This is a genomic window from Amycolatopsis sp. NPDC049691 (assembly GCF_040675005.1).
Classification (GTDB): domain Bacteria; phylum Actinomycetota; class Actinomycetes; order Mycobacteriales; family Pseudonocardiaceae; genus Amycolatopsis.
Genome location: NZ_JBFANX010000002.1, coordinates 176007 through 201394, shown reverse-complemented (window position 1 = coordinate 201394; position 25388 = coordinate 176007). Strand labels below are relative to the sequence as shown.

Here is a 25388-nt window from a genome sequence, read left to right as displayed (position 1 = left end):
CGAAGTCGTCATAAATTATGAATACATCTTGACACCGGCGGCGCCCGGTTGCACTCTTTGGCAGCAGTCACGCCCGAGCGGGCACCAAGACAAAGGGGTCACGACATGACGAGTGCCGGCCTGTCCCGCCGTCGTTTCCTGCGCAACGCGAGCCTCGCCGGGCTGGGTGCCATCGGCTCGGGCAGCTTCCTCGCCGCCTGCGCCACCTCCGCGAACTCCGGCCCGGTCAAGCAGGCCGCGGGCGCGGTCACCGTCCAGTCGAACCTCTCCTCGCCCGAGGCGAAGAAGGCGATCGAAGCGCTGGCCAAGGCGTTCGGCGACAAGGGCGGCGCGACGGCGACCGTCAACACGGTCGCGTCGGAAACCTTCCGCACCCAGCTGCCCAGCTACCTGACCGCGGCCAACCCGCCGGACACCTTCACGTGGTACCCGGGTTCGCTGCTGTCCGGCTACGCGCGCAAGGGCCTGCTGCTCGACGTCGGCGACGTCTGGCAGACCATGGGCGACTACAGCGCCGCGTTCCGCGCGCTTTCCGGCGACGGCGCCGGCCACCAGGTCTTCGTCCCGACGTCCTACTACTGGTGGGGCTTCTTCTACCGGAAGTCCAACTTCGCGAAGTGGGGCGTGCAGCCGCCGACCAACTGGACCGAGTTCCTCGCGCTGTGCGAAACGTTGAAGGGCAAGGGAATCGCGCCGATCGGGCTCGGCGCCGGCGGCAACACGCCGTGGACCGCGTCGGCCTGGTTCGACTACCTGAACATCCGGATCAACGGCGCGCCCTTCCACCGCGAGCTCCTATCCGGCAAGCAGCGCTTCGACGACCCGCGCGTCAAGAAGATCTTCGACCCGTGGCGCCAGGCCCTGCCGTACTTCGACCCGAACGGCACCGCGATCGCGTTCCAGGACGCCACGACCGTGCTGCTGCAGGGCCGCACCGGCATGGTCCTGACCGGCACGTTCTTCGCCGACGCCGCCCCGAAGGACGCACTCGGCGACCTCGACTTCTTCCAGTTCCCGATCCTCGACCCGGCCGTGCCGGTGGCCGAGGAGGGCCCGACCGACGGCTTCTTCGCCAGCGCGCGCACCCCGCACGTCGCCGAGGTGAAGGAGTGGTTCAAGTACGTCGCGACGGCCGAGGCGCAGGAGCTGTACATCAAGAACTCCTCCGGCACGGTCCTGCCGACGAACCCTTCCGCCAAGGACAACGGAACTCCACTGGTCCAAAAGGGACGCAAGATGCTCGCCGACGCCAAGGAGATCACGCAGTTCTTCAACCGCGACTCCTCCGACGCGCTGCAGCCGACCGCCGACGCCGCGCTGATCCGGTTCATCCAGAAGCCCAACGAGCTGGACTCGATCCTGCGCGACTGGCAGACCGCCGCGCAGAAGGTCTGGCAGTCCTGACATGGCGGTGCTGACCGCCGAACGGCCGAAAACCGCGGCGCGGGCCCCGAAACGGCGCCGCCGGATCTCGCCGGTGCTGCTGGCGTTCGTCCTGGTACCCCTCGTCGTCGAGGGGTTCTGGGTGTTCTGGCCCGCGCTGCAGGGCTTCTACCTGGCGCTGACGAACTGGGACGGCGTCTCGGCGCCCACGTTCGTCGGCCTCGGGAACTTCGCCGAGATGTTCTCCGACGACATCTTCAAGACCGCCGCGCTCGACACGGTGCTCTGGCTCGTGCTCTTCGGCGGCCTCTCGGCCGTCGGCGGGCTCGCGCTGGCGACGCTGCTGCAGCGCGAGCGTCGCGGGGTGGGCTTCTACCGGGCCGCGCTGTTCACGCCGGTGGTGTTCTCGCTGGTCGCGACTTCGCTGATCTGGCAGGTGATCTACCAGCCGGACGGCGTCTTCAACAAGGTGCTCGGCGCGATCGGGCTGGGCAGCTGGCAGCACGCCTGGCTGGCCGACCCGAAGACGGCGCTGTACGCGGTGCTCGTCCCGGCGCTGTGGCGGCAGCTCGGCTACGTGATGGTGCTGTACCTGGCCGGCCTCAAGGGCATCGATCCGGCGCTCTACGAAGCGGCCAAACTGGACGGTGCCACGGCGTGGCAGCAGTTCCGCAACGTGACGTGGCCGCAGCTGCGCAGCGTCAACTCCGTCGTCCTGTCGGTGATCATCATCGACTCGCTGCGGTCGTTCGACGTCGTGTGGTCGATGACGAAGGGCGGGCCGTACCACTCGTCCGAACTGCTCAGCACGTACATGTACGCGACGGCGTTCCAGTCGCTGCGGCTCGGGTACGCGTCCGCGCTGGCCGTGGTGATCTTCGTGCTGGCGTTCGGCGTGATCGTGACCTACCTCGTGCGCGCGTTCCGGGAGGACTCGTGAGGAGTACGCGGACCTTCGGGTTCCACCTGCTCGCGGGTGGGCTGTCCGTGCTGTGGCTGCTGCCCATCCTGCTGGTGCTGACGACCAGCGTCCGGTCCTTTTCGGACATCGCGTCGAACGGCCTCGGCGCGCTGCCGGCGTCGTTCACCCTGGACGGCTTCGGGCAGGCCTGGGGTGAGGGCGGCGGCGGGCACGCGATGCTCAACAGCCTGCTCGTGACGATCCCGACCGTGCTGCTGGCGCTGCTGCTCAGCTCCGCGGCGGCGTTCGCGCTGAGCCGGTACGAGATCCCGTTCCGCCGCACGATCATCCTGGTGATGCTGGCCGGAAACCTGTTGCCACCGCAGATCCTGCTCGTGCCGGTGGCGAAGCTGGCCGAGCTGCTGGGCATCTACGACACGCTGACGGCGTTGATCGTGGTGCAGGTCGGGTTCGGGCTCGGCTTCTACACGTTCGTGCTGCAGGGGTTCATGCGGTCGATCCCGGGCGAGATCCAGCAGGCGGCGCTGATCGACGGCGCCGGCGTCGCGCAGATCTTCTGGCGGATCATCCTGCCGATGACCCGCCCGGCGCTCGCGGCGCTCGGCGCGCTGGCGTTCACCTGGACGTTCAACGACCTGCTGTGGTCGATCACCGTGCTGCGCACCGGGACCGTGATGCCGGTGACGCCGGCGCTGCTCGGCCTGCAGGGGCAGTACGTGTCCAACTGGAACGTGATCGCGGCGGGGTCGGTCATCGCGGCCGTGCCGACGGTAGCCGTGTTCCTGCGGTTCCAGAAGCACTTCATTTCGGGCTTGGCGATCGGGGCGATCAAGTGACGTGGACCGTGTCCATGAAGTCCACTTCGTACACCGTGGCGCTGGACCCCACCGAGCGCTGGCTCGAGCTGGTGGCGTGGGGTCCACACGGGATCGAAGACGGGCCCTCGGTGTTCACCAACGCGGGCGCGGTCCACTTCATCACCGAAGCCGACGCGGCCCCGGTCGAGTACGCCCCGCTGGGTCTGCGCCCGTTCTCCGGCGCGGACGTCTCGGTGCGCGGCGGTTCGTGGTGGCGGTTCGAATCGGCTTCCACGGACGACGACCTGCGGTTGGCTTTCCTCGACGAGCTGACCGGGCTGCGCGCCGTGCTCTGCTACCGGCCGGTGCCCGAGACGGACGTCTTGACCCGGTGGGTCGAGTTCGAGAACACGGGCTCGTCGGCACTGGAGTTCGACCGGCTGGGTTCGGCGGGTGTCTGCGTCCCCACGGTTTCCGGTGCCCGGCTGACCTACCTGACCGGCCAGTGGTCGCAGGAGTTCACGCGGCGCACGGTGGATCTGCCCGCTGGAGGGTTCCGGATGGAGAGCCGGTTCGGCGTCCCGGGGCACGCGCACGTGCCGTGGCTGGCGGTGCAGGACTCCGCCGGTGGTCCGGCCTGGGGTGTTTCTCTGGAGTGGCCGGGTTCCTGGTCGATCGAGGCGGACGTGGAGCCGTCGGGCCTGACGCGCGTCCGGGCCGGACGGCTGCCGTCACCGGGGCCGGTGTCGCTGAAACCGGGCGGTTCCCTGAAGACGCCCGCGGTCGCCTTGGCGTCCAGTGTGGAAGGACTCGCCGGACTCGCGTCGGTGTGGCACGACTACGACCGCGTGCTGGCGGGCTCGCGCTGGCAGCGCCCGCGTCCGGTGCTCTACAACTCCTGGGAAGCCACCGGTTTCGACGTCCGGAGCGATCGTCAGCTGGAGCTGGCGAAGCGAGCGGCCGACCTCGGTGTCGAGCTGTTCGTGGTGGACGACGGCTGGTTCACCGGCCGCGACGACGACACCGGCGGCCTCGGTGACTGGACCCCGGCCGAGCCGGATTTCGGCGGCTTCGTCGAGGCGGTGCGGGAACTGGGGCTGGAGTTCGGGCTGTGGGTCGAGCCGGAGGCGGTGAGCCCGAAGTCGCGGCTGTACGCCGAGCACCCGGACTGGGTGTACCGCATCGACGGCCGCCCGGCGACGCTGATCCGCAACCAGCTCCTGCTGGACCTCGGCCGGCTCGAAGTCGTCTCGTTCGTGAAGTCCACTCTGGACTCACTGCTGACGGAGTACCCGATCTCGTACCTGAAGTGGGACATGAACCGGCCGCCCACCGAACGCGGCCGCCCGGGTTCGCCGGACGCGGACCTGGACGCCGAGCACGTGGCGGGGTACCTGTCGGTGCTGGACCACCTGCGCGCCGCGCACCCGCACGTCACGATCGAGGCGTGCGCGGGCGGCGGCGGCCGGACCGACCTGGCGACGGTCGCGCGCACCGACGTCGTCTGGCCGAGCGACAACACGGGACCCCTGGACCGGCTGGCCATCCAGGACGGGTTCCTGCTGATGCACGCGCCGCACCTGATGAGTTCGTGGGTCACGGACTCCCCGGGTGTCTTCGACCCGCGGCCGCGGTCGCTGCGGTTCCGGTTCGTCACGGCGATGGCGGGGGTGCTGGGGATCGGCGCGGACCTTTCCAAGTGGACGGCCGAGCAGCACGCGGAGGCGGCTTCGCTGGTGGCCGTGTACAAGTCGATCCGGGACGTCGTCCACCACGGCGTCGCCCGGGTCCTGGCGGGCGCGATCCAGTACACCTCGGAAGACGGCGACACCGTGGTGGTACTGGCGTGGAACACCGGAGAACTGACCGGCGCACCGCTGGTGCCGGGCCGCTCGTCGCGCGTGCGCCTCGACGTGCGCCCGGAGTCGTCCTATGTGGACGATGAGGGCGCCCGGTACTCGGGCGTTCACTTGAAGTACGCGGGTCTCCCCTTCGACTGGACGGCCTCGCACGACGCGGACATCGTGGTTCTACGCCGATCCCAGTAGCAGCTTCGCGGCCGCCACCGTGCCGTCGGTGCTGACGAGGGCCGCCACTTCGGCGGCGCGATCCGGCACAGCCAGGGCCGCCCCGAGGGCTGCCGTCAGGGATTCGGCCGTCGGCACCGGACCGTCGTGGGCCACGCCGGCACCGAGCGCCGCGACCCGGGCCGCCCAGTACGGCTGGTCGGTGGCCTGCGGGACGACGACCTGCGGGACGCCGGCGCGCGCGGCCGTCGTCGTGGTCCCGGCGCCGCCGTGGTGCACGACCGCCGCCACCCGCGGGAACAGCGCCTGGTGGTTGACCTCGTCGACGAGGAAGACGTCGTCGCCGTCGACGGTCAGGCCCGCCCAGCCCCGCTTGAGCACCAGGCGCCGGCCGTGCGCCCGCACCGCCGACCCGGCCACCTCGGCGACGTCCGCCGCCGCGTGCATCGGCATGCTCCCGAACCCCACGTACACGGGTGGCTCGCCGTCGGCCAGGAACTCCGCCAGATCGGCCGGCAGCGGCCGCTCGTCCGGCACGATCCACGCGCCGGTCTGGACGACGTCGAGGCCGTCGCCCGGTAGCCACGGGTCCAGGACGCGGTCGGTCGCCAGCCACGGCCGCTCGCCGACGACGAACCGGCGGACGTCGTCCACCGCGGGCAGGCCGTGCGCGGCCCGGCTCGCGTTGAGGCCCGGTCCGAACAGCACGTTCAAGCTTTCGCGGTCGACGTCCCAAAGCGCCCGGTTGTCGGTGACGCCGGGCGGGTGCGGCCGGCCGGGGTAGGGCAGCGGCGCGTGGTGCGGCGACGGCAGCGACAGCTTCTGGAACGCGACGTAGTGCGCCGGGATCCCGACGAGCTCGGCCACCGACAGCGCCCCGGCCGCGGTCGGCACCATGCCGGTGGCGACCAGGACATCACAGTCTTCGGCGGCCGCCGGCATGACGTCGAACTGTGCGGCGATCAACCGCGCGGCCCGCTCGGGCAGCGAAGACGGCGCCGGCGCGGCCTTCGTCAGCTCGCGCGCCGACGGCCCGACCGGCACCAGCGGCACGTCGACGGCGGCCAGCCGCCGCACGAAGTCCTCGTCCGGCGGCGCGCACACCTTGACTTCGGCGCCCAGTTCCCTCAGCCGCACCGCGAACGCCGCCAGCGGCTCGACGTCGCCGCGGGAGCCGTAGGTGGACAGCAGCACACGCATCGCGCAAACCCCCAGGTTGATGAGCAGTGCGCCGATTCTGCGGGACGCACGGGGTCTTGCCGCAAGCCCGGGGGTGCGCTATACGTTGAGTACGAGGGAGGCCGGGTGTCCGCAGTGGACTGGCACGCCGTTCCCGGGCCGGCCGGCTGGTACGAGCCGGACAGCGTCGGATCCGTGTTGCGTGAGCTGGCCGCCGCCACCTCGGTGCGGCACCCATCCTGCTGGACATCGTCGAACACGGGCACCCGATCGTCCGGGTGATCGCCGCGGACTTGCTGACCGCCGCCATGGAGCTCGGTCAGGCCTCCGGCCGTCCGCGCGTGGCCGCGGTCCCCGTCCGCTGCGCGGTCGCGGGAGCCGGGGACTTCCTGCTCCCCGCCGAGTGTGGCTCAAGGCAGTGAAACCGGCAGCACGAACGTCGGCGAACCCGTCGGGTAGTACTTCAGCTCCGCCTCCCCCGAAGCCGTCAGCGCGAACGCCGTGATCGCGTCCTCCGACTGCGCCGCCACGTAGCAAGTGCCGTCCACCAACGCGAAGTGGCGCGGGTTCGCGCCGCACGCCTGGTCGGCCACCGCCGCGGCCTCGTCGAGGGCGAACTCCGTCACGCAGTCCGGGCCCCGGTTGGACACGTACATGCGCGTGCCGGTCAGCTCCAGGTGGGCGACCAGGTTCGGGGTCACCGAAGACAGTGTCGACGGCGTGGACGCGACCACCTCGAACGCGCCCGGCGACGTCTCCCGGACCGTCACGACGGTCCCGGCCAGCTCGCCGACGACGTACGCGAGGTCCGTGCCCGGACGGCGGACCAGCTGCCGCGGTCCGGTGCCCGCCGGCAGCGACGAGACCGCCAGCAGCTCGACCGAACCGTCGGAAGACAGCGTGTAGCTGCGGATCTCGTCCGTGCCGAGGTCGACCGCGCTCACCATGCCGGGGCCGGGAACGGCCATGTGGACGTGCGCGGCCTCCTGGCGGTCGGTGCGCGGGCCGCTGCCTTCGTGCCGGACCAGCGCGGTCCGCGCTTCGATGGAGCCGGACGGCGACAGCGCGAACACGGCCAGGCTGCCGCCGGTGTAGTTGGCGCACAGGAGGAACCGGCCGTCCGGGGTCACCGCGAGGTGGCACGGGTGCGCGCCACCCGTCTCGGCCGTGCCCAGCACCGACAACTTGCCCGCATCGTCGAACGAGAGCGCCGTGACCTCGCCGGTGGCGGTCTCGTTGACCGCGTACAGCACCGGCAGCGACGGGTGCCGGGTCAGCCACGACGGCGACTCGAGGGCGAGTGACGCGACCTCGTGCAGCTCGCCCGCGGCGGACCGGGAGAACGTCGTGATCCCCGTGCCGTTCCCCGCTTCCCCGGTGTAGCACCCGACGAAGACCAGCTCAGCCATGCGCGCTCCTCAACAGCGTCTCGACCCGGGCGGAGATGTCCGCGGTGGTGCCGCGGGTCAGCGCCGAGCCGACCCCGCACGCCACCGCGCCCGCTGCCAGCCAGCCTGGCACGTCTTCGGGCCCGATGCCGCCGGTGGGCACGAGCGGCGCCTGGGGAAGCGCCGCCCGTACGTCCTTGACCCATGACGGGGTCAGCGCGGACGCGGGGAAAACCTTGACCGCGTCGGCTCCTTCTTCCAGCGCGCGCACGATTTCGGTGACGGAACCGGCCCCGGGCAGTGCGGCGGCACCGTACCGGTGAGCGGTACGGATGACGGCGGTGTTCACCGACGGCGACACGAGGAACCGGGCGCCCGCCCGGATGGCGAGCACCGCCGAGGTCTCGTCGAGGACGGTGCCGGCGCCGATCGTCGCGTCCGGGTAGGCGGCGGTGAGCCCGGCGATGGCGTCGAGGGCGCCGGGGTTGGTCAGCGGCAGTTCGACCGCCCGCAGCCCGGCTTCGAGCGCGGCGCGAGCGGCGGAGACCGCCGACTCGGCGTCGTGGGTGCGCACGATGCCGATGACGCCTTGGCGCAGGACGTTCGCTGTGATCTCCCACCGGTAGCTCATCGGCCGAGCATACCTCGTGAAATCTTAATTTAGGATTTATTCTTGACGGGCGACGACGGTCCCCGGCATGCTGCTCCCGGCTCGCAGTTCACCGGAGAAAGGCGTCCGGCACATGCTCTTGAAGAGATCCCTCGCGGTGGTCGCCGCGATGGCGGCCGCGGTCGCCGTGGCCCCCGCGCAAGCGACCCCGGCCGTGGACCAAGGCGCTCCCGACTACTACGACAGCGGGGTCGCGAAGACCCCTTACATGGGCTGGAACACCTACTACGGCCTCGGCGCCCCGAGCGAGGCGTCGGTCAAGTCCGTCGCGGACTTCCTCGTCAACAGCGGCCTGCGCGACGCCGGCTACCGGTACGTCTGGATCGACGGCGGCTGGACGGCACCCGATCCGCGCGACGCTCAAGGCAACCTCCACGAGGACCCCGCGAAGTTCCCGAGTGGACTGTCCACTTTGGTCACTTACCTGCACGGCAAGGGTCTGAAGGCCGGCATCTACACCGACGCGGGCGCCTCCGACGGCAAGAACTGCGCGGCCGGCTCCGGCGGCTACTACGAGCAGGACACCAAGCGGTTCGCGAGCTGGAAGTTCGACGCCGTCAAGGTCGACTTCCTCTGCGGCATCGCCCAGAACCTCAAGCCCGCCGAGGCGTTCACGCAGTTCAGCCAGGCCCTCGCCAAGGCGGGGCGCCCGATGGTGCTCAACATCTGCAACCCGGTGACCGACGAGTGGGGCGTCCCGCACGGGCCCGACCAGGTCGCCGGCATCGCCTACAGCTACGGCCCGCTCGTCGCCGACTCCTGGCGCACCAGCACCGACATCGCGTTCGGCACGCCGTACGAAGGCATTTGGACGGACGTCCTGCGCAACATGGACGCCAACGCGGCGCACCCCGAGGCCAACGGGCCGGGGCACTACAACGACCCCGACTACCTCATCCCGATGCGCAAGACCGAGCAGGGCACCTACGAGCTGAACGAGGAGGAGTCGACCACCCAGTTCGTCATGTGGGCGGAGATGGCCTCCCCGCTCATCCTCGGCTCCGACCCCCGCACGCTCCCGACGTCGATGCTGAACACGCTCAAGAACCCCGAAATCGTCGGCGTCAACCAGGACCGCCTCGGCATCCAGGGCGTCCGCGTCGCGACGACCGGCAGCACCGACACCTACAGCAAGGTCCTCTCCCAGCGCGGGGACCGGGCCGTGGTGCTGCTCAACCGCGGTGAAGCGCCGACGCAAATGACACTGAAGTTCGCCGACGCGGGTCTCGACGGCCGGGTGGCCGTCCGCGACCTCCGCGCTCGCGCCGACCGCGGGAGTGCCGTCGGCGAATACACGGTCACCGTCCCCGCGCACGGCACGGCGTTCCTCCGCCTGCACGGCACCGACCTCGTCCCCGGCGACGACGTCGGCGGTCCGGCGTCCGCCAGCCCGGCGGTCGTGCGCACCGGCGGCAAGACCGTCACGTTCTTCCGCGACGCCGCCGGGAACCTCCAGCAGAACGGCCTCGACGGATCGCGTCAGGTGGGCGGCAGGTTCCTCGGCCAGCCCGCCGCCGTCGCCACGCCGAGCGGCGTCGACGTCTACGTCCGCGGCCTGGACAACGCCCTCTACCAGCGCAGTTTCGCCAAGGGCTGGGGTGACTGGAAGCGGCTCGGCGGCACGCTCACCGACTCGCCGTCCGTGACCAGTGACGGGACGGTCTTCGTCCGCGGCGGCGACGGCCAGGTCTGGCAGCGGACCGCCGACGGTCGGTGGTCCGGTCTCGGCGCGCCCGGCGGCAAGCCGGTCTACGGCCGGCCCGGCGCGGCGACGTCGACCAGCGGCACGGTCGTCGCCGTCCGCACCGCCGACGACAGCGTCTGGGTGCGTACGAAGACCGGCGGCACCTGGTCGGACTGGACGTCCATCGGCGGCACGGTCAGCAGCAGCCCGACGCTCGTCGCGGTCGGGGCGAAGGTCGCGCTCACCGCGTCCGCGAGCGACTACACGCTGTGGGCCAACGACTGGTCCGGCACGTGGGCCGGCTGGTTCAAACGGCCGGAGTACCCGGGCGGGAGCATCGTGGGAACCCTGGGCGCGGCGTCCGACGGCGCGTCGCTGTGGTTCGCCGCCCGCGGGCCGGACGACCATGTCCACGTAGCGAAGTTCTGACACAGGGAGAGGCGATGTCCACGCGCACCGCGGTGGTGACCGGAGCGGCGTCCGGGATCGGGCTGGCGACGGCCCGCAAGCTGCTCGACGACGGCTACCGCGTGCTGGGCGTGGACATCGCCGAACTCCCCGACGGCGTCGTCCCGCTCCGGGGCAGCGTCGGCGACGAAGCGACCTGGGCCGACATCGGCGAGGTGGATGCCCTGGTCAGCAACGCCTACGTCCCCAGCACCGGGCCGCTGCACGAGATCGACCGCGCCGAGTGGCAGCGCCAGCTCGACGTCAACCTGACCGGCACCTACCTCGCCCTGAAGGCCTGCCTGCCTTCTCTGCGAAAAACGGGCGGCGCGGTCGTGCTGGTCTCGTCGGTGCACGCGCACTTCGGGCTGCCGGGCCACCCCGCGTACGCCGCCAGCAAGGGCGCGCTGGTCGCGCTGGCCCGGCAGCTGGCCGTCGAATACGCCCCGGACGTGCGGGTCAACTCCGTCCTGCCGGGACCGGTGCTCACCGAAGCCTGGAACCGCATCTCGCCGGAAGACCGCGAACGCAGCGCGCGGGCGACGCCCGCGGGCCGCCTCGGCGACCCGGCCGAGGTCGCGAACGTGATCGCGTTCCTGCTTTCGGACGCGGCGTCGTTCGTCACCGGGGCCGAGCTGACCGTCGACGGCGGCTGGTCCGCCGCCAAGGATTCCGCGTAGATGGGGGACACGAGTGAAGATCACCGGGGTTGAAACGTTTCTGGTCGCGCCGCGCTGGCTGTTCCTCAAGGTCAGCACCGACGAAGGGGTCAGCGGCTGGGGCGAGCCCGTGGTCGAGGGCCGCGCGGAGACCGTGCGCGCGGCCGTGCACGAGCTGTCCGAGCTGCTGATCGGCCAGGACCCGCTGCGCATCGAGGACCACTGGCAGGTACTGCGCCGCGGCGGCTTCTACCGCGGCGGCCCGGTGCTCTCCAGCGCGCTCGCGGGCTACGACCACGCGCTGTGGGACATCGCCGGGAAGGTCCGCGACGCGCCGGTGCACGAGCTGCTCGGCGGCCCGGTCCGCGACCGCGTCCGCGTCTACAGCTGGGTCGGCGGCGACCGCCCGGCCGGCATCCGCGAAGCCGTGTCCGCGCAGGTCGAGGCCGGGTTCACGGCGGTGAAGATGAACGTCGCCGGCCCGCTGGCCGCGATCGCGTCCCCCGCCGAGGCCGACGCGGCGGTGGCGCGCGCGTGGGAGGCGCGGGAGGTGCTCGGCCCGCACCGCGACCTCGCGATCGACTTCCACGGCCGCGTCTCGCCCGCGATGGCGCGACGGCTCGTGAAGCTGCTCGAAGACGTCCAGCCGATGTTCGTCGAGGAGCCGATCCTGCCGGAGACCCAGGGCGACGCGCTGCGCTCGATCGTCGAGGCGTCCACCGTGCCGATCGCGCTCGGCGAACGGCTCTACTCGCGCTGGGAGTTCAAGCCGGTGCTCGACGCGGGCGTCGCGGTCGTCCAGCCGGACCCGTCGCACGCCGGCGGCATCTCCGAGCTGCGGCGGATCGGCGCGCTGGCCGAGGTTTACGGCGCTTCGCTGGCGCCGCACTGTCCACTCGGGCCGATCTCGCTGGCCGCGTCCATGCAGGTCGCCTTCGCGACGCCGAACTTCCTGATCCAGGAACAGAGTGTCGGCATGCACTACCACGAGGGTCGGGAGCACCAGTACCTCGTGGACGCGTCGCTCTTCGCCTTCCAGGCCGGCTACGCGGCCCGTCCGCTGAAGCCGGGGCTCGGCATCGAGGTCGACGAAGAGGCCGTCCGCCGCGCCGACGAGGTCGGGCACACCTGGCGCTCGCCGGTGTGGCGCCACGACGACGGCGGGCTCGCCGAATGGTGACCTGGCTCCGTCGCGGCGACCTGCGGCTCGGCCTGGTACCGGAACTCGGCGGCCGGTTGCTGTCGGTCCGGTACCGCGACACGGAACTGTTGTGGCGCAACGAAAAACTGCTCGACGACGACCTGGGCGGCGAGTACGCGCCCAACTCGGGCCGGATGGGCGACTGGGTCAACTACGGCGGCGACAAGACGTGGCCCGCCCCGCAGGGCTGGGCCGGGCCGGACCAGTGGCCCGGGCCGCCCGACCCGGTCCTGGACTCCGGGCCGTACGCGGCGGTCGTCGACGGCGACACGGTGACCATGACCAGCGCGCCGGACCCGCGCACCGGCCTGCGCTTCACGCGCGCGATCACCATCCTCGACGACGGCTACGAGCTGCGGCTGACCGCCGCCAACACGGCGGATCGGCCGGTGCGGTGGGCACTGTGGAACGTGACCCAGCTGCCCGGCGGCGGGACCGTCATCGCTGGCCTCCGGCGGCCGGACGTCGTCGCGCTCGTCGCGGGCACCGGCACGCCGGAGTACACAGTGGACGGTGACCGGCTGGTCGTGCCGCCGCAGGACGTCGTGGGCAAGCTCGGCGTGCCGGGCTCGGCGGGCTGGGTGTCGTACGGCCCGTTGACCCTGAGCTTCGCCGTCGACCCGGCCGGCGAGTACCCGGACGAGGGCTCGCCGCTGGAGATCTGGCTGGAGCACCCGCTTCCGGCACCGCTCGAGGAACTGGGAAACCTGGACCCGCCCGCGCGGATCGTCGAGCTGGAAGTCCTCGGTCCCTTGACGACTCTCGGGCCGGGCGAGAAGACCGGCTTGTTGATCCGCGCCATGATCCGGGAAGATGGCGTGTGCCCTTCACCGTCCGAAGCCTGACCGCCGCGGTGTTCGCGCTGGCCGTCACCGCCGCCCTGCCCGTCACGGCCCACGCGCAGGAAGCGCCGGAATGCCCGGCGAACCTCGACTGCCGGTTCGTGCCCGCCGCCTACGACTGGGCGAGCGCGGACCACGGCGACCCGAACAACTACGGGAACTACGACCCGGCGAACCGCCCGGCCGACGGCCAGCAGATCCGGTACATCGTCATCCACGACACCGAAAGCCTGCCCGGCAGCGGTGTCAGCCCGTACGACCAGGCCATCGCCACCTTCCAGAAGCCGTCGAGCGGGTCGAGCGCGCACTACGTGATCCGCTCGTCCGACGGCCAGGTGACGCAGATGGTGCCGACGAAGGACGTCGCCTGGCACGCCGGCAACTGGACGATGAACGAGCACTCGATCGGCATCGAACACGAAGGCATCGCCGCCGAGGGCGGCACCTGGTACACCGAGCAGATGTACCAGGCCTCGGCGAACCTGGTGAAGTACCTGGCGGCGAAGTACCACATCCCGCTGGACCGCGAGCACATCCTCGGCCACGAGGACATCTCCCGCGAGCGCACGACGAACTTCGCCGCCGCGCACTGGGACCCGGGCCCGTACTGGGACTGGAACCACTACATGGACCTGCTCGGCGCGCCGGTCAAGGCCACCGGTGACGCGGGCAGCCCGGTCGTCACGATCAGGCCGGACTACGCGGCGAACCAGCCCGAGCTGACCACCTGCGGCGGCGGCACCTGCACGCCATTGCCGGCCCACGGCGCGAACTTCGTCTACCTGCACACCGCGCCGGACGCCGCGTCCCTGCTGATCACCGACCCCGTCGTGCACCCGGACGGGTCGGCGGGCACGACCGCGATCGACGACTGGAGCGACAAGGCCGTCGCGGGCCGTTCGTACGTGCTCGCCGGCGAGCAAGGCGACTGGACGGCCATCTGGTACGGCGGCCAGAAGGCGTGGTTCGAGAACCCGGGCCACCGCGCGACCGTCCCGGGGCACGGCCGGCGCGTGACCGCGGCCACGTCGGTGCCGCTGTACGGGCGCGCGTTCCCCGAGCAGTCCGAATACCCGGCCGAGATCCCGTTCGACCCGATCTGGACGGTCGGCGCCATCCCGTGGACGCTGCCCGCGGGCCAGAGCTACGTCGTCACCGGCGAGTTCCGGGCCGAGAACTACTACGCGCGGTTCGACCCGGCGGGCGTGCCGGCCAACCACACCCTGGTCACAGGCGGGACGAAGTACCTCCAGCTGTCCTACAACCACCGGGTCGTCTACGTGAAGGCCGCCGACGTGCAACCCTGCTGACCTGCGCAGGTATCGTGAGGGCGTGACGGACAAGCCCCGCATTCCGAACGTGCTCGCCGCCCGCTACGCCTCGGCGGAGCTGGTCTCGCTCTGGTCGCCGGAGCAGAAGGTCGTCCTCGAGCGGCAGCTCTGGATCGCCGTCCTCAAGGCGCAGAAGGACCTCGGCGTCGAGGTGCCGGACGGCGTCGTCGAGGCGTACGAGCGGGTCCATTCGCAGGTCGACCTCGAGTCGATCGCGGCACGGGAGCGCGTCACCCGCCACGACGTCAAGGCACGGATCGAGGAGTTCAGCGAGCTCGCCGGCCAGGAGCACATCCACAAGGGCATGACCTCGCGCGACCTCACCGAGAACGTCGAGCAGCTGCAGCTGCTCCGCTCGCTGGAGCTGGTGCGCACCCGCGTCGCCGCCGTGCTGGCGCGGCTGGCCGCGCTCGCCGTCGAGCACGCCGACACCGTCATGGCCGGTCGGTCGCACAACGTCGCCGCTCAGGCCACCACCCTCGGCAAGCGGTTCGCCACGGCGGCCGACGAGCTGCTCGTCGCCTTCGAGCGGCTCGACAACCTCATCGAGCGCTACCCGCTGCGCGGCATCAAGGGCCCGGTCGGCACCGCGCAGGACATGCTCGACCTGCTCGGCGACGAGTCCACTTTGGACCAGCTCGAAGACCGCGTGATGCAGCACCTCGGTTTCGGCCGCCGGTTCGTGAGCGTGGGCCAGGTGTACCCGCGGTCGCTCGACTTCGACGTGCTGTCCACTGTGGTCCAGCTCGCGGCGGCGCCGTCCAGCCTGGCCAAGACGATCCGGCTGATGGCGGGCCACGAGCTGGTCACCGAGGGCTTCAAGCCCGGCCAGGTCGGCTCGTCCGCCATGCCGCACAAGATGAACACCCGCTCGTGCGAGCGCGTGAACGGCCTCGCCGTCGTGCTGCGCGGCTACCTGTCGATGATCGGCGAGCTGGCCGGCGACCAGTGGAACGAGGGCGACGTCTCCGACTCGGTCGTCCGCCGCGTCGCGCTGCCGGACGCGTTCTTCGCGCTCGACGGCCTGCTGGAGACGTTCCTCACGGTCCTTTCGGAATTCGGCGCCTTCCCGGCGGTGATCGAGCGTGAGCTGGATCGCTATCTCCCGTTCCTCACCACGACGAAGGTGCTCATGGCGGCGGTCCGCGCGGGCGTCGGACGTGAGACGGCCCACGAAGCCATCAAGGAGAACGCCGTCGCCGTCGCGCTCGAAATGCGCGAAGGCCGGGCGGAGAACGACCTCCTCGACCGGTTCGCCGCCGACGAGCGCATCCCGCTCGACCGCGGTGAGCTGGACAAACTCCTCGCCGACCGGATTTCCTTCACCGGCACGGCGGGCCGTCAGGTCGAGCAGGTGGCCGAGCGCGTGGCGCGGGTGCTGGAGCGGTTCCCCGAAGCCGCGGGCTACGCGCCGCAGCCGATCCTGTGAGCTGACGCACCCGTCCACGGATTGGAACGAATCCACTCGAACGGGCGAAATCCCTAATCTCGGTCGCTGACCCCGTGTTCTTCGCGCGCGACCCGCGCGCGCTCAACCATGGAAGAAGCGATGAGATCCACGCTGTCGAAAATCGCCGCGTTCGTCACCTCGGGCGCGCTGGCGCTGACCCTGACCGCCTGCGGCTCGGACAGTGGTTCGACCACCCTGCGCGTCGGCACCCTGAGCGACGCCCCGCCGTCGATCTACCTGGAGAACGGCCGGTTCACCGGCTACGACAACGAACTGCTGCGCGACATCGCCAAGCGTGAGGGCTTCGAGGTGGAGTTCGTCGGCACGGAGTTCGCCGGCCTGCTGGCGGGCGTGGCGAACGGCAAGTTCGACATCGGCAGCTCGACGATCTCCAGCACGGAGGCGCGCAAGAAGACGGTGGCGTTCTCCAACGGCTACAACACGGGCTTCACGACGATCGTCACGGCCAAGGGCGCGAACCTGAAGGACCCGTCGGCGTTCGCGGGCAAGCGGCTCGGCGTCGTCCAGGGATCGGTCCAGGACGAGTTCGCGGGCCGCACCGCCGGCGCGCAGGTGGTCCGGTTCCCGGACTACAACGCGGGTTTCGCGCAGCTGAAGAACGGCACGCTCGACGGCTGGGTCGTCCCGCAGGACATCGGCCAGAAGTACCTGGACCAGAACCCGGCGGTCCCGCTGGAGCTCGGCTACACCGTCGAGGACAAGGACACCCCGTCGGCGTTCGCGGTGGCGAAGAAGAACACGGAGCTGCTGAACAAGCTGAACGACGGGCTGGCGAAGGCGGTCGCCGACGGGACGGTGGCCCGGATCTACGCGCAGTTCTACAAGACCACGCCGCTGTCGAAGGAACTGCAGCAGGGTGGGCCGGGTCTGCCGGTCAAGAACGTGGGTGTCTGAGATGAAGAAGCTGATCATCACCGCACTGACCGCCGCGCTCACGCTGACCGCGTGCGGCAGCGGTTCGGACAGCGCTTCCTCGACGCTGCGCGTCGGCACGCTCAGTGACTCGAAACCCAACGCCTACCAGGAAAACGGCACCTTCACCGGGTTCGACAACGAGCTGCTCAAGGCCATCGCGCAGAAGGAGGGCCTGAAGCTCGAGTTCGTCGCCACCGACTTCTCCGCCCTGCTCGGCCAGGTCGCCAACGGCACCTTCGCCATCGGCAGCTCGGCCATCGCGCAGACCGACGCCCGCAAGAAGACCGTCGGCTTCTCGGAGCCCTACAACTACCAGGCCCTCGGCATCGCGGCCCGCGACACGGCCGGCATCACCGACGAGAACTCGTTGTCGGGCAAGCGGATCGGCGTCGTCCAGGGCACGGTGTCGGACAACTGGCTGGCGTCCAACGCGCCCGCCGCGCAGGTCGTCCGGTTCCCGAACGACGCCGCCGCGCTGAGCGCGCTCAAGACCGGCGCGGTCGACGGCGCGGTGTTCGACCAGGCCACCGCCGAGGACTACGCGAAGAACAACGCGGGGCTCAAGGTGGCGAAGTCGATCGTCACGACCATCCCGCACGGCTTCGCCGTCAAGAAGGGCGACGACGAACTCGCGAACAAGCTCAACGACGGCATCAAGAAGGTCGTCGCGGACGGGACGTGGCTCAAAGTCCACGACCGGTTCGAGCCGACCGCGCCCGTGCCTGCCGAATTCAAGCCGGGGCAGTAGATGGAGCAGTTCCTCGACACCTTCCTGAACTGGGAGTACATCTGGCAGGTCTTCCCCGACCTGCTGAAGACGGGCCTGCTCAACACACTCGTCCTGGCGCTGACGTCCGGGCTGATCGGCATCGTGTTCGGCATGGTGCTGGCCGTCATGGGCCTGTCCACCAAGCGCTGGCTGCGCTGGCCGGCGCGGGTCTACACCGACGTCTTCCGCGGCCTGCCGGCGATCCTGACCATCCTCGTGATCGGCCAGGGGCTCGGCACGGTGGCGCGCGACGTCGTCGGCACCAACCCCTACCCGCTCGGCATCCTGGCGCTCAGCCTGATCGCGGCCGCGTACATCGGCGAGATCTTCCGGTCCGGCATCCAGAGCGTCGACAACGGACAGCTGGAAGCCAGCCGCGCGCTCGGGATGAGCTACGGCAAGGCGATGCTGCTGGTGATCATCCCGCAGGGCGTCCGGCGCGTGCTGCCCGCGCTGGTGAACCAGTTCATCGCGCTGATCAAGGACTCCAGCCTGGTGTACTTCCTCGGCCTGCTGTCCGAGCAGCGCGAGCTGTTCCGGATCGGGCAGGACCTCGCGGCCAACACCGGCAACCTGTCGCCGCTGGTCGCGGCCGGGTTCGTCTACCTGGTGATCACCGTGCCGCTGACGCACCTGGTGAACCACATCGACAAGTTGCTCCGGACCGGCCGCAAGGTGCGCGCCGCCGAACCGGAACTCGACCTCGTCTCCAGTGGAAAGGCCGGCTCGTGACGACGGCGGTGCGATCGTCCAGTGTGGAGCTGCGGGACGTCCACGTCCGCTTCGGGACGCTGGAAGTCCTGCGCGGAGTGGACCTGCGCGTCGACCGCGGCAGGACGACGTGCGTGATCGGGCCGTCCGGGTCCGGCAAGTCGACGCTGCTGCGGTGCGTGAACCGGTTGCAGGAGCCCGATTCCGGCGATCTGCTGCTCGACGGCGAGTCGGTGATCCATGCCGACCCGGACGCGCTGCGCCAGCGTGTCGGCATGGTGTTCCAGCACTTCAACCTCTTCGGCCACCGGAGCGTGCTGGACAACATCGTGCTGCCGCTGCGCAGCGTCAAGAAGCTGGGCAAGGAGGAGGCGACGGCGATCGCCCGCGCCCGGCTCGCCGAGGTCGGCCTGGCGGACAAGGCACCGTACCGCCCGAGCGCGCTGTCCGGCGGTCAGCAGCAGCGCGTCGCGATCGCCCGGGCGCTGGCGATGGACCCCGAGGTGATGCTCTTCGACGAGGCCACCAGCGCGCTCGACCCGGAGCTGGTCAAGGGTGTGCTGGACCTGATGGCCGGGCTCGCCTCGCGCGGTCTGACGCTGATCGTGGTCACGCACGAGATGGGCTTCGCCCGCAACGTGGCCGACGAAGTCGCGTTCATGGACGCGGGCCGCATCGTGGAGCAGGGCCCGCCGGCGCAGGTGTTCGACGACCCGCAGAGCCCCCGCCTGCGGCGATTCCTGTCACAGGTGCTCTGAAAACGAGGGGCTTGGCCGGCCACGCCCCGGGTAGCCTGCGGGCATGGCGAGGATCGCGCGACTGACGTACTACCCGGTCAAGGGCTGCGCCGGCACCGACGTGCCGGTCGCCGAGGTCACCCCGGCCGGGTTGGCGCACGACCGCGTCTTCGAGGTCGTCGCGCCCGACGGGGACTTCCGCAGCCAGCGCCGCCACCCGGTGCTGGCCGCGGTCCGGCCCCGCCTCCGGGGCGATCGGCTGACGCTGTCCGCACCCGGCCGCGAAGACCTCGAAATCGACGTCCGGCAGGACGGCCCGCGCCACCCGGGTTCGACGTTCTCCTGGCACGGCGAGGGCATCCACCAGGGCGAGGCAGCCGCGGAGTGGTTCTCGGAGCTGCTCGGCCTGCCGTCGGTGCTGATCGGCGTCGCACCGGACCACGAGCGCGTGACGAGCGGCGAGACGCCCGGCACGGCCGCTTTCGCCGACGGGCACGCCCTGCTCGTCGCCGCTGAGTCCTCTTTGGACAACCTGAACGCGCGCATCCTCGAACGCGGCGGCGAGCCGGTGCCGATGGACCGCTTCCGCCCCAACGTCGTCGTCTCCGGCTGGGTCGAGCCGCACACCGAGGACGAGGTCCGCGCGATGACCGCCGGCACCGCGGAATTCGGGTACGCCAAGCAGTGCGTGCGCTGCACGGTCCCGATGGTCGACCAGGAGACCGGCGAGAAGGCCGGCCCCGAGCCGATCCGGACACTCGCCGGCTACCGCCGTCACCCCGACGGCGGGGTGACGTTCGGGATGAAGGCCGCGGTACTGCGGCCGGGTCAGCTCGCGGTCGGCGACGAGGTGATCGTGCACTCCTGGGCCGGTCCGAGCCCCAGCACCGCCGCGGCCGAACCGCCGTTGACCGCGACGGCGAGCCGGCCCGCCGAGTCGGTGTAGAGGACGCTCGCGCCGGCCGGGACGTCGGCGAAGGTCCGCCCGATCTCGGTGGTCACGGCGACCCGCTCGCTGTGCACGGACACCGGGCCGGACAGCCCCGACAGCTCCAGGTCCGCCGGCGTCGCCGCGAGCTGGACGTTGCCGAAGTGGTCGACGGTCAGCACCTCCGACACCAGCTTCCCGGGGAACGCCGCCACGAACGGCTCCGGCAGCTCGACCAGGTCGTCGACGCGCGCGCCGAACTCGCTCGGCGCGACCCCCAGCGCCAGGTGGGCGGCCGCGGGCGCGAAGACGTCCCGCCCGTGGAAGGTCGCCGACGTGACCGGCAGCCGCAGCGACGGCTCGGCCAGCTCGTAGGCCTCCCGGACCCCGCCGAGGGCGTGCGCGGCCGGCAGCAGGAGGCCGTTGTCCGGCCCGACCAGCAACCCGCCCTCGGCGACGACGACCACGCCGAGCCGGGCCGTGCCGACGCCCGGGTCGACGACGGCGACGTGCACCGCCTCCGGGAGGAACGGGACGGTCTGGGCCAGCGCCATCGCGCCGTGCCGGATGTCCTGGGGCGGCACCTCGTGGGTCACGTCGATCACCCGCACGGCGGGCGCGAGCCGCGCGATCACGCCGTGGCAGGCCGCCACGAAGCCGTCGCGCAGGCCGTAGTCGGTCGTCACCGAGATCCAGTCGTACGCCATGTGAGCATCATCCATGGTGGCGGAGGGTGCCCGTTAGGGTTCAGCGCGTGACACCCCTCCCCACCCCCGAGCGGCTCGCCTCCGGCAAGGTCCGCGACCTCTACGCCGTGGGCGACGAGCACCTGCTGCTCGTCGCCTCCGACCGCATCTCGGCCTTCGAGCGCGTGTTCCCGACCCCCGTCCCGGACAAGGGCCGGGTGCTCACCGCGATGAGCGTGTTCTGGTTCGGCGAGCTGGCCGACGTCCTGCCCAGCCACGTCGTGGCCTGGGACGGGCCGCTGGTCCCCGCGGCGTTCCGCGGCCGGGCGCTGCTGGTCGAACGGCTCGACATGCTGCCGGTGGAGGCCGTCGTCCGCGGCCACCTCACCGGCCGCGGGTACGCGGACTACCGGCGGTCCGGCTCGGTGTGCGGGCTCGAGCTGCCGTCCGGGCTGGCCGAGTCGGCCCGGCTGCCGGAGCCCATCTTCACGCCGTCCACCAAGGCGCGGCCCGGCGAGCCAGACGAGAACATCGACTTCGACACGTTCGTGTCGGTCCTCGGCCGCACGCTCGCCGAAGAGGTCCGCGAGGCCTCGCTCGAGCTGTACCGCCGGGGCGCCGCGCGGGCCGCGGAGCAGGGCCTGCTGCTCGCCGACACGAAGTTCGAGTTCGGCATCGGGGCCCGCGGCGAGCTCGTGCTGGCCGACGAGCTGCTGACGCCGGATTCGGCGCGTTACTGGCTGGCCGACGGCCACCGCCCGGGCCGCCCCTGCCCGTCGTTCGACAAGCAGCACGTGCGCGACTGGCTGGTCGGGCCGGCGTCGGGCTGGGACTGCGTGTCCGCGCTGCCGCCGCTGCCCCCGGAAGTGGTGACGGCCACGCGCGACCGGTACATCGAGGCGTACCACCGCGTCACCGGGCTTTCGCTGGCAGACTGGCCTCGTGATCCTGCTGATCTGCGGCAGCCTGCGAGCAGGCTCGGGCAATGCGGCGGTGCTGGGGACCGTCGCGACCCTCACCGCGAGCAAGACGTACACCGGCCTCGGCGACCTGCCGCACTTCAACCCCGATGACGACCGCGACCCGCTGCACCCGGCCGTCGCGGAGCTGCGCGCGGCGATCGCGGAAGCGGACGCGATCCTGATCTGCACGCCGGAGTACGCGGGCGGCCTGCCGGGCTCGTTCAAGAACCTCCTGGACTGGACGGTCGGCGGCGGCGAGATCTACGGCAAGCCGGTCTCGTGGATCAACGCGTCGTCGGTGGCGGCCCCGACGGGCGGCCGCGACGCGCACGACTCGCTGCGCAAGGTGCTGACGTACGCGGGCGCGAAGATCGTCGAAGAGGCGTGCGCGCGGATCCCGGTCTCGCGGGCGGACGTCGCCGACGGCCAAGTGGCGGACCCCGACCTGCGCGGCCGGATCGCCGTGGCGGTCGCCCGGCTGCGTGAAGCCGCCTGACGCTTCCGGCAACGGACGCTCGCCCGTTCTGCGCAGTTCACGGCGACGTCAGACGCGTGCGTCCCAATGGTGGCGTGGACGCTCGCTTGCTGGTTTCGCTGTCGGGAATCACCCCGCGCACGCTGCACCGGTGCGCCGACCTCGCGGCCGAGCTCGACCGCCGCAAGGTGCCGCTGTCCGTGCTGTACGCCGCCCGCACCGGCGAAGGTCCGGTGACGGAGTGGGTGCGCACCCGCGCCCGCGCCGGCGATTCCGTGCTGCTGCACGGCTACGACCACACCGTCACGCCCACGCACCGCACGGTGTACCTGGGCAAGAAGGCGGAGTTCGCGACGCTGCCGGCGCACGAGGCGCGCCTGCGGCTGATCGCGGCGAAGGCGGCGCTGGACGCCGCGGGCCTGTCGGTCGACGGCTTCGCGCCGCCGCGCTGGATCGCCTCCCAGGGCACGCTGCAGGCGCTGGCCGAGCACGGCTTCCGGCTGTGCGCGGACCTCGGCGCGGTCCGCGACCTGGTGACCGGCGAGGTGCGCCGGGCGCGCGTGAGTGAGTTCACGAGCCAGTCGCACCGCACGGAGACGGTGCGCTGCTTCGCGCTGGTGCTGGCGGCGGCGCGGTCGGCCCGCCGGGGCGGGCTGGTCCGGCTGGGGGTGGATGCCGCGGACCTGACCCGCCCCGGCCTCCGCCAGGCGCTGCTGGACGCGGTGGACGTCGCACTGGAGAACCGGGCCTTCGGCGCGACCTACGGTTCGCTGCGCGCGGTCGCGGTCTAGAACTTCGTGGGTTCGGCCCGCTCCAGCACCTTGACCTCGGTTCCTTCGGGCGCGAGGTTCCCGAAGAGGCCGTAGTGCATGGCCGGGTTGGCGAGCACGGCTTCGTGGATGGGCACGGCCGCCCGCGGCGCGACGGCCCGCAGGTAGTCGACGGCCTCGCCGGCCTTGAGCCACGGCGCGCCGGTCGGCAGCCCGAGCACGTCGATCTTCTGCTCGGGCACGAAGAACGAGTCACCGGGGTGGAAGAAGGCGCCGTCGTCGAAGACGTACCCGATGTTCGGGATGACGGGGATGTCGGCGTGGATGACGGCGTGCTGACCGCCGACGGCCTTGATCGAGGTGTCCCCGACGGCGAATGCGTCACCCACATTGGCGATTTCGAACTGGACGCCCAGCTTCTCGACCTCAGGCGCGGACCCGGGATCGACGATCAGCTTGGCGTCCGGGTTGGCTTCGAGGACCTTCGGCAGCCGTTCGACGTCGAGGTGGTCGAAGTGCTGGTGCGTGACGAGCACGGCGGACAGCTCACGCTCGCCCTCGAACCCGGTGGAGAACGCCCCGGGATCGATCAGGATCCGCTCGGAGCCGGTCTCCAGCAACAGGCAGGCGTGTCCGAAATGGACGATACGCATCGTTGGTTCTCCTTAACGGGGGGTCTTTTCCAGCCTAGTCCTGGTGCACGAGCCGGCGCCGGATGTCGTCGAGGTCGCCGCGGGCGACCCCGGCGTCGAGGAGGTACCGCTCGACGTCGAACCCGTCGAGCGTGGCCCGGACCGCCGCCGCGGTCGTGGTACCCCGCTGCGCGAGGAGCGCCGCGATGGCCGGCCCCTGGTCTTCGGCCCCCATCGCGGCGTACAGCGGTTTCAGGGCTTCGGTGGACAGGTCGTAGTCCGCGGCGATGGCGTCGGGGGTGACGTCCGCCAGCGCCAGCAGCAGGAGCGCGACGAGACCGGTCCGGTCGCGCCCGCCGCCGCAGTGGAACAGGACGCCGCCGGGGGCGGACTCCGCGATCGCTTCGATGACGGCGGCACAGCGCTCGGCCTTCCGGTCGAGGAAGACCGGGTAGTAGAGCGGGGAGCCGTTCAGCCGCTCGCCGTTGACGTACCGCCAGAACTCGAGGTCGCCGATGTCGTCGAGGGGCACCTCGACGCGGTCGATGCCCGGCGGCGTGGTGACGCCGGCCGCGGCGGCGAACTGGGCGGAACCCGCCAGCGCCGTCGGAGCGTCCGCCGTCGGCCGGATCTCGTCGGGGTTGCGCAGGTCGATGACGGTCCGGACGCCGGCCTCGCGCGCCTGTGCCCAGCCGGCATCGGTGACGAACCGGAGGTCCGCCGCTCGGAAGAACGCGCCGCGGCGGGTCGCGCGGCCCGAGCGCGTCGGCAGGCCGCCCAGGTCCCTGGTGTTGTGGAAACCTTCCCAAGCCACTGTTCTGGTCACCCGTCACAGTTTGCCGGTGAGCAGCGCGTCGCCGAGTTCCGTGCGCCGGTACAGCACCCGGTGCCCGCGGCGTTCCGACGCCAGCAACCCCGCCGCGCGCAACGCCGTGAGGTGCGCCGAAACCGTCGCCGGGGCCAAGCCGTGGCGCCGGGCCAGTTCCGTCGTCGCCGCCGGGCGGTCCAGGCTCGTCAGCAGCAGCGCCCGCGTCCGGCCCAGGACCTCGGCCAGGGCCTCCGGTGGCTCGGTCGGGGACGTCCACAGCGAAGCCACGCCCCGCGCCGGGTACAGCAGCGAAACCTGCCACGGCGGCACCGTCACGACCCCGACGTTCGGCCACGCGAACACCGCCGGGATCAGCAGCAACCCGCGCGCGTCGAGCTCCAGCCGCTCGCGGGCCTGGACGTCCACCAGGACCGACGTCTCCGACAGCCGCACGCGCGGGTGCAGCTCCGCGAGCATCGCCGCGATCCCACCGGACCCCAGCTGCCGCGTCCGGTACGCGATGTCCGCTGCCAGCAGCTCGCGCAGCCGCGGCCACTCCGGCGCGAGCAGCGCGTGCCAGACCGTCTCGAGCTGTGAGGCCAGCAGGTCGCGCGCGGCCGCCGGGTCGGCCGGCAGCAGCGACAGGTCGGCGTCGACCATCCCCAGCTCCAGCGCGACCTGCGCCGGCGGCGTCGCCCGCACGGCCCGCAGCTGCGCGGACGCCGTCGTCTCCGGGCCGTCGGGCGGCGGGCTCAGGAACTCGGTGATGTAGTGCCGCGCGCTCAGGACCGCGGCCAGCTCGGGCACGTCCGGGATGGCCGGCAGCCACGGCAGGTGCGCGGGGTGCCGCCGGACGCCGAGCAGCGTCTGGACGGCGCCCAGCACCTCCTCCAACGGCGAGATCGCGAACCGGACGCGCTGCGCGCCCGCCGCCGTCAGGACCAGCTCGATCATCGGTGATTCGCCCTCACCCGAATCAGTGTGCTCCTCGCGA

General features: G+C 71.4%; 25 protein-coding genes. 18 read left to right on the top strand and 7 right to left on the bottom strand.

Features of this window, described 5'->3' with window-relative positions; genetic code table 11:
- The first annotated feature begins 105 nt into the window (after positions 1 to 105).
- From AB0J40_RS05180 to AB0J40_RS05165, 4 genes are read left to right on the top strand one after another with little or no spacing between them, the layout of a single operon-like run.
- Complete coding sequence (locus AB0J40_RS05180; RefSeq protein WP_364447846.1) at positions 106 to 1404, top strand: extracellular solute-binding protein; 1299 nt, start codon at positions 106 to 108, stop codon at positions 1402 to 1404.
- Between the two features lies 1 nt (position 1405).
- Positions 1406 to 2323 carry a sugar ABC transporter permease gene (locus tag AB0J40_RS05175; RefSeq protein WP_364447844.1) on the top strand — a complete coding sequence of 306 codons (918 nt, stop codon included), beginning with the start codon at positions 1406 to 1408 and terminating at the stop codon, positions 2321 to 2323.
- Entirely contained in the window at positions 2320 to 3141 is an 822-nt protein-coding gene (locus AB0J40_RS05170; RefSeq protein WP_364447841.1) for a carbohydrate ABC transporter permease, read from the top strand. Before AB0J40_RS05175 ends, AB0J40_RS05170 begins: the two co-directional genes overlap by 4 nt.
- A gap of 14 nt (positions 3142 to 3155) precedes the next feature.
- Positions 3156 to 5150, top strand: coding sequence for an alpha-galactosidase (locus tag AB0J40_RS05165; protein WP_364447838.1), 1995 nt, complete (start codon positions 3156 to 3158; stop codon positions 5148 to 5150).
- Here AB0J40_RS05165 and AB0J40_RS05160 read toward each other — a convergent pair.
- From AB0J40_RS05160 to AB0J40_RS05150, 3 genes are all read right to left on the bottom strand, one after another.
- Positions 5133 to 6329: a glycosyltransferase gene (locus AB0J40_RS05160; RefSeq protein WP_364447835.1), complete on the bottom strand. Its 1197-nt coding sequence runs from the start codon at positions 6327 to 6329 to the stop codon at positions 5133 to 5135. The genes AB0J40_RS05165 and AB0J40_RS05160 overlap by 18 nt on opposite strands.
- Positions 6330 to 6718: 389 nt before the next feature.
- On the bottom strand, positions 6719 to 7717 hold the full coding sequence (locus tag AB0J40_RS05155; protein WP_364447833.1) for a beta-propeller fold lactonase family protein: 999 nt from the start codon (positions 7715 to 7717) through the stop codon (positions 6719 to 6721).
- Positions 7710 to 8327 carry a bifunctional 4-hydroxy-2-oxoglutarate aldolase/2-dehydro-3-deoxy-phosphogluconate aldolase gene (locus AB0J40_RS05150; RefSeq protein WP_364447830.1) on the bottom strand — a complete coding sequence of 206 codons (618 nt, stop codon included), beginning with the start codon at positions 8325 to 8327 and terminating at the stop codon, positions 7710 to 7712. Before AB0J40_RS05150 ends, AB0J40_RS05155 begins: the two co-directional genes overlap by 8 nt.
- 112 nt (positions 8328 to 8439) lie before the next feature.
- Between AB0J40_RS05150 and AB0J40_RS05145 the strand changes: the two genes are divergently transcribed.
- The 11 genes from AB0J40_RS05145 (at position 8440) to AB0J40_RS05095 (ending at position 20079) form a co-directional block, all read left to right on the top strand.
- Positions 8440 to 10479: a hypothetical protein gene (locus AB0J40_RS05145; protein ID WP_364447828.1), complete on the top strand. Its 2040-nt coding sequence runs from the start codon at positions 8440 to 8442 to the stop codon at positions 10477 to 10479.
- Between the two features lie 14 nt (positions 10480 to 10493).
- The gene (locus tag AB0J40_RS05140; RefSeq protein WP_364447826.1) at positions 10494 to 11177 is read left to right on the top strand and encodes an SDR family oxidoreductase; all 684 of its coding nucleotides are present in this window, start codon (positions 10494 to 10496) and stop codon (positions 11175 to 11177) included.
- Positions 11178 to 11190: 13 nt separating this feature from the next.
- Entirely contained in the window at positions 11191 to 12336 is a 1146-nt protein-coding gene (dgoD, locus tag AB0J40_RS05135; RefSeq protein WP_364447824.1) for a galactonate dehydratase, read from the top strand.
- Entirely contained in the window at positions 12330 to 13202 is an 873-nt protein-coding gene (locus tag AB0J40_RS05130; RefSeq protein WP_364447822.1) for a DUF4380 domain-containing protein, read from the top strand. Before dgoD ends, AB0J40_RS05130 begins: the two co-directional genes overlap by 7 nt.
- On the top strand, positions 13178 to 14509 hold the full coding sequence (locus AB0J40_RS05125; RefSeq protein ID WP_364447820.1) for a peptidoglycan recognition family protein: 1332 nt from the start codon (positions 13178 to 13180) through the stop codon (positions 14507 to 14509). The genes AB0J40_RS05130 and AB0J40_RS05125 overlap by 25 nt, the downstream gene beginning before the upstream one ends.
- Positions 14510 to 14531: 22 nt before the next feature.
- Positions 14532 to 15959: an adenylosuccinate lyase gene (purB, locus tag AB0J40_RS05120; protein WP_364447817.1), complete on the top strand. Its 1428-nt coding sequence runs from the start codon at positions 14532 to 14534 to the stop codon at positions 15957 to 15959.
- A gap of 120 nt (positions 15960 to 16079) precedes the next feature.
- On the top strand, positions 16080 to 16895 hold the full coding sequence (locus tag AB0J40_RS05115) for a transporter substrate-binding domain-containing protein (protein ID WP_364447814.1): 816 nt from the start codon (positions 16080 to 16082) through the stop codon (positions 16893 to 16895).
- A 1-nt stretch (position 16896) separates the two neighbouring features.
- Positions 16897 to 17664, top strand: a complete 768-nt coding sequence (locus AB0J40_RS05110; RefSeq protein ID WP_364447812.1) for an ABC transporter substrate-binding protein — start codon at positions 16897 to 16899, stop codon at positions 17662 to 17664.
- Positions 17665 to 18417 carry an amino acid ABC transporter permease gene (locus AB0J40_RS05105; RefSeq protein WP_364447809.1) on the top strand — a complete coding sequence of 251 codons (753 nt, stop codon included), beginning with the start codon at positions 17665 to 17667 and terminating at the stop codon, positions 18415 to 18417.
- Positions 18414 to 19154 (top strand): amino acid ABC transporter ATP-binding protein, encoded by a 741-nt coding sequence (locus AB0J40_RS05100; protein WP_364447807.1) that lies wholly within the window; start codon positions 18414 to 18416, stop codon positions 19152 to 19154. The genes AB0J40_RS05105 and AB0J40_RS05100 overlap by 4 nt, the downstream gene beginning before the upstream one ends.
- A gap of 43 nt (positions 19155 to 19197) precedes the next feature.
- The gene (locus AB0J40_RS05095; protein WP_364447805.1) at positions 19198 to 20079 is read left to right on the top strand and encodes an MOSC N-terminal beta barrel domain-containing protein; all 882 of its coding nucleotides are present in this window, start codon (positions 19198 to 19200) and stop codon (positions 20077 to 20079) included.
- On the opposite strand, the gene AB0J40_RS05090 is transcribed toward AB0J40_RS05095, so the two are convergent.
- A complete protein-coding gene (locus tag AB0J40_RS05090) occupies positions 19962 to 20768 on the bottom strand; it encodes an SAM-dependent chlorinase/fluorinase (protein ID WP_364448689.1) in 807 nt (268 codons plus the stop codon). The two genes, AB0J40_RS05095 and AB0J40_RS05090, sit on opposite strands and share 118 nt — an antisense overlap.
- 47 nt (positions 20769 to 20815) lie before the next feature.
- Between AB0J40_RS05090 and AB0J40_RS05085 the strand changes: the two genes are divergently transcribed.
- The 3 genes from AB0J40_RS05085 (at position 20816) to AB0J40_RS05075 (ending at position 22975) form a co-directional block, all read left to right on the top strand.
- A complete protein-coding gene (locus AB0J40_RS05085) occupies positions 20816 to 21820 on the top strand; it encodes a phosphoribosylaminoimidazolesuccinocarboxamide synthase (protein ID WP_364447803.1) in 1005 nt (334 codons plus the stop codon).
- Positions 21741 to 22205 (top strand): NADPH-dependent FMN reductase, encoded by a 465-nt coding sequence (locus tag AB0J40_RS05080; protein ID WP_364447800.1) that lies wholly within the window; start codon positions 21741 to 21743, stop codon positions 22203 to 22205. Before AB0J40_RS05085 ends, AB0J40_RS05080 begins: the two co-directional genes overlap by 80 nt.
- A gap of 74 nt (positions 22206 to 22279) precedes the next feature.
- Positions 22280 to 22975, top strand: a complete 696-nt coding sequence (locus AB0J40_RS05075; protein WP_364447797.1) for a DUF2334 domain-containing protein — start codon at positions 22280 to 22282, stop codon at positions 22973 to 22975.
- Here AB0J40_RS05075 and AB0J40_RS05070 read toward each other — a convergent pair.
- From AB0J40_RS05070 to AB0J40_RS05060, 3 genes are read right to left on the bottom strand one after another with little or no spacing between them, the layout of a single operon-like run.
- Positions 22972 to 23607 (bottom strand): MBL fold metallo-hydrolase, encoded by a 636-nt coding sequence (locus tag AB0J40_RS05070; protein ID WP_364447794.1) that lies wholly within the window; start codon positions 23605 to 23607, stop codon positions 22972 to 22974. The two genes, AB0J40_RS05075 and AB0J40_RS05070, sit on opposite strands and share 4 nt — an antisense overlap.
- Positions 23608 to 23641: 34 nt before the next feature.
- Positions 23642 to 24412 (bottom strand): tyrosine-protein phosphatase, encoded by a 771-nt coding sequence (locus AB0J40_RS05065; RefSeq protein ID WP_364447791.1) that lies wholly within the window; start codon positions 24410 to 24412, stop codon positions 23642 to 23644.
- Positions 24413 to 24415: 3 nt separating this feature from the next.
- A complete protein-coding gene (locus AB0J40_RS05060) occupies positions 24416 to 25348 on the bottom strand; it encodes a DUF5937 family protein (RefSeq protein WP_364447788.1) in 933 nt (310 codons plus the stop codon).
- Between the last annotated feature and the right edge of the window lie 40 nt (positions 25349 to 25388).

What these genes read in the sequence shown, in the direction of transcription:
- AB0J40_RS05070 (WP_364447794.1), bottom strand. Translation starts at nt 23,607, where the DNA reads ATGCGTATCGTCCATTTCGGACACGCCTGCCTGTTGCTGGAGACCGGC.
- AB0J40_RS05130 (WP_364447822.1), top strand. Translation starts at nt 12,330, where the DNA reads ATGGTGACCTGGCTCCGTCGCGGCGACCTGCGGCTCGGCCTGGTACCG.
- AB0J40_RS05095 (WP_364447805.1), top strand. Translation starts at nt 19,198, where the DNA reads ATGGCGAGGATCGCGCGACTGACGTACTACCCGGTCAAGGGCTGCGCC.
- AB0J40_RS05150 (WP_364447830.1), bottom strand. Translation starts at nt 8,327, where the DNA reads ATGAGCTACCGGTGGGAGATCACAGCGAACGTCCTGCGCCAAGGCGTC.
- AB0J40_RS05155 (WP_364447833.1), bottom strand. Translation starts at nt 7,717, where the DNA reads ATGGCTGAGCTGGTCTTCGTCGGGTGCTACACCGGGGAAGCGGGGAAC.
- AB0J40_RS05060 (WP_364447788.1), bottom strand. Translation starts at nt 25,348, where the DNA reads ATGATCGAGCTGGTCCTGACGGCGGCGGGCGCGCAGCGCGTCCGGTTC.
- AB0J40_RS05140 (WP_364447826.1), top strand. Translation starts at nt 10,494, where the DNA reads ATGTCCACGCGCACCGCGGTGGTGACCGGAGCGGCGTCCGGGATCGGG.
- AB0J40_RS05145 (WP_364447828.1), top strand. Translation starts at nt 8,440, where the DNA reads ATGCTCTTGAAGAGATCCCTCGCGGTGGTCGCCGCGATGGCGGCCGCG.
- AB0J40_RS05180 (WP_364447846.1), top strand. Translation starts at nt 106, where the DNA reads ATGACGAGTGCCGGCCTGTCCCGCCGTCGTTTCCTGCGCAACGCGAGC.
- AB0J40_RS05115 (WP_364447814.1), top strand. Translation starts at nt 16,080, where the DNA reads ATGAGATCCACGCTGTCGAAAATCGCCGCGTTCGTCACCTCGGGCGCG.
- AB0J40_RS05090 (WP_364448689.1), bottom strand. Translation starts at nt 20,768, where the DNA reads ATGGCGTACGACTGGATCTCGGTGACGACCGACTACGGCCTGCGCGAC.
- AB0J40_RS05160 (WP_364447835.1), bottom strand. Translation starts at nt 6,329, where the DNA reads ATGCGTGTGCTGCTGTCCACCTACGGCTCCCGCGGCGACGTCGAGCCG.
- AB0J40_RS05165 (WP_364447838.1), top strand. Translation starts at nt 3,156, where the DNA reads ATGAAGTCCACTTCGTACACCGTGGCGCTGGACCCCACCGAGCGCTGG.
- AB0J40_RS05175 (WP_364447844.1), top strand. Translation starts at nt 1,406, where the DNA reads ATGGCGGTGCTGACCGCCGAACGGCCGAAAACCGCGGCGCGGGCCCCG.
- AB0J40_RS05110 (WP_364447812.1), top strand. Translation starts at nt 16,897, where the DNA reads ATGAAGAAGCTGATCATCACCGCACTGACCGCCGCGCTCACGCTGACC.
- AB0J40_RS05105 (WP_364447809.1), top strand. Translation starts at nt 17,665, where the DNA reads ATGGAGCAGTTCCTCGACACCTTCCTGAACTGGGAGTACATCTGGCAG.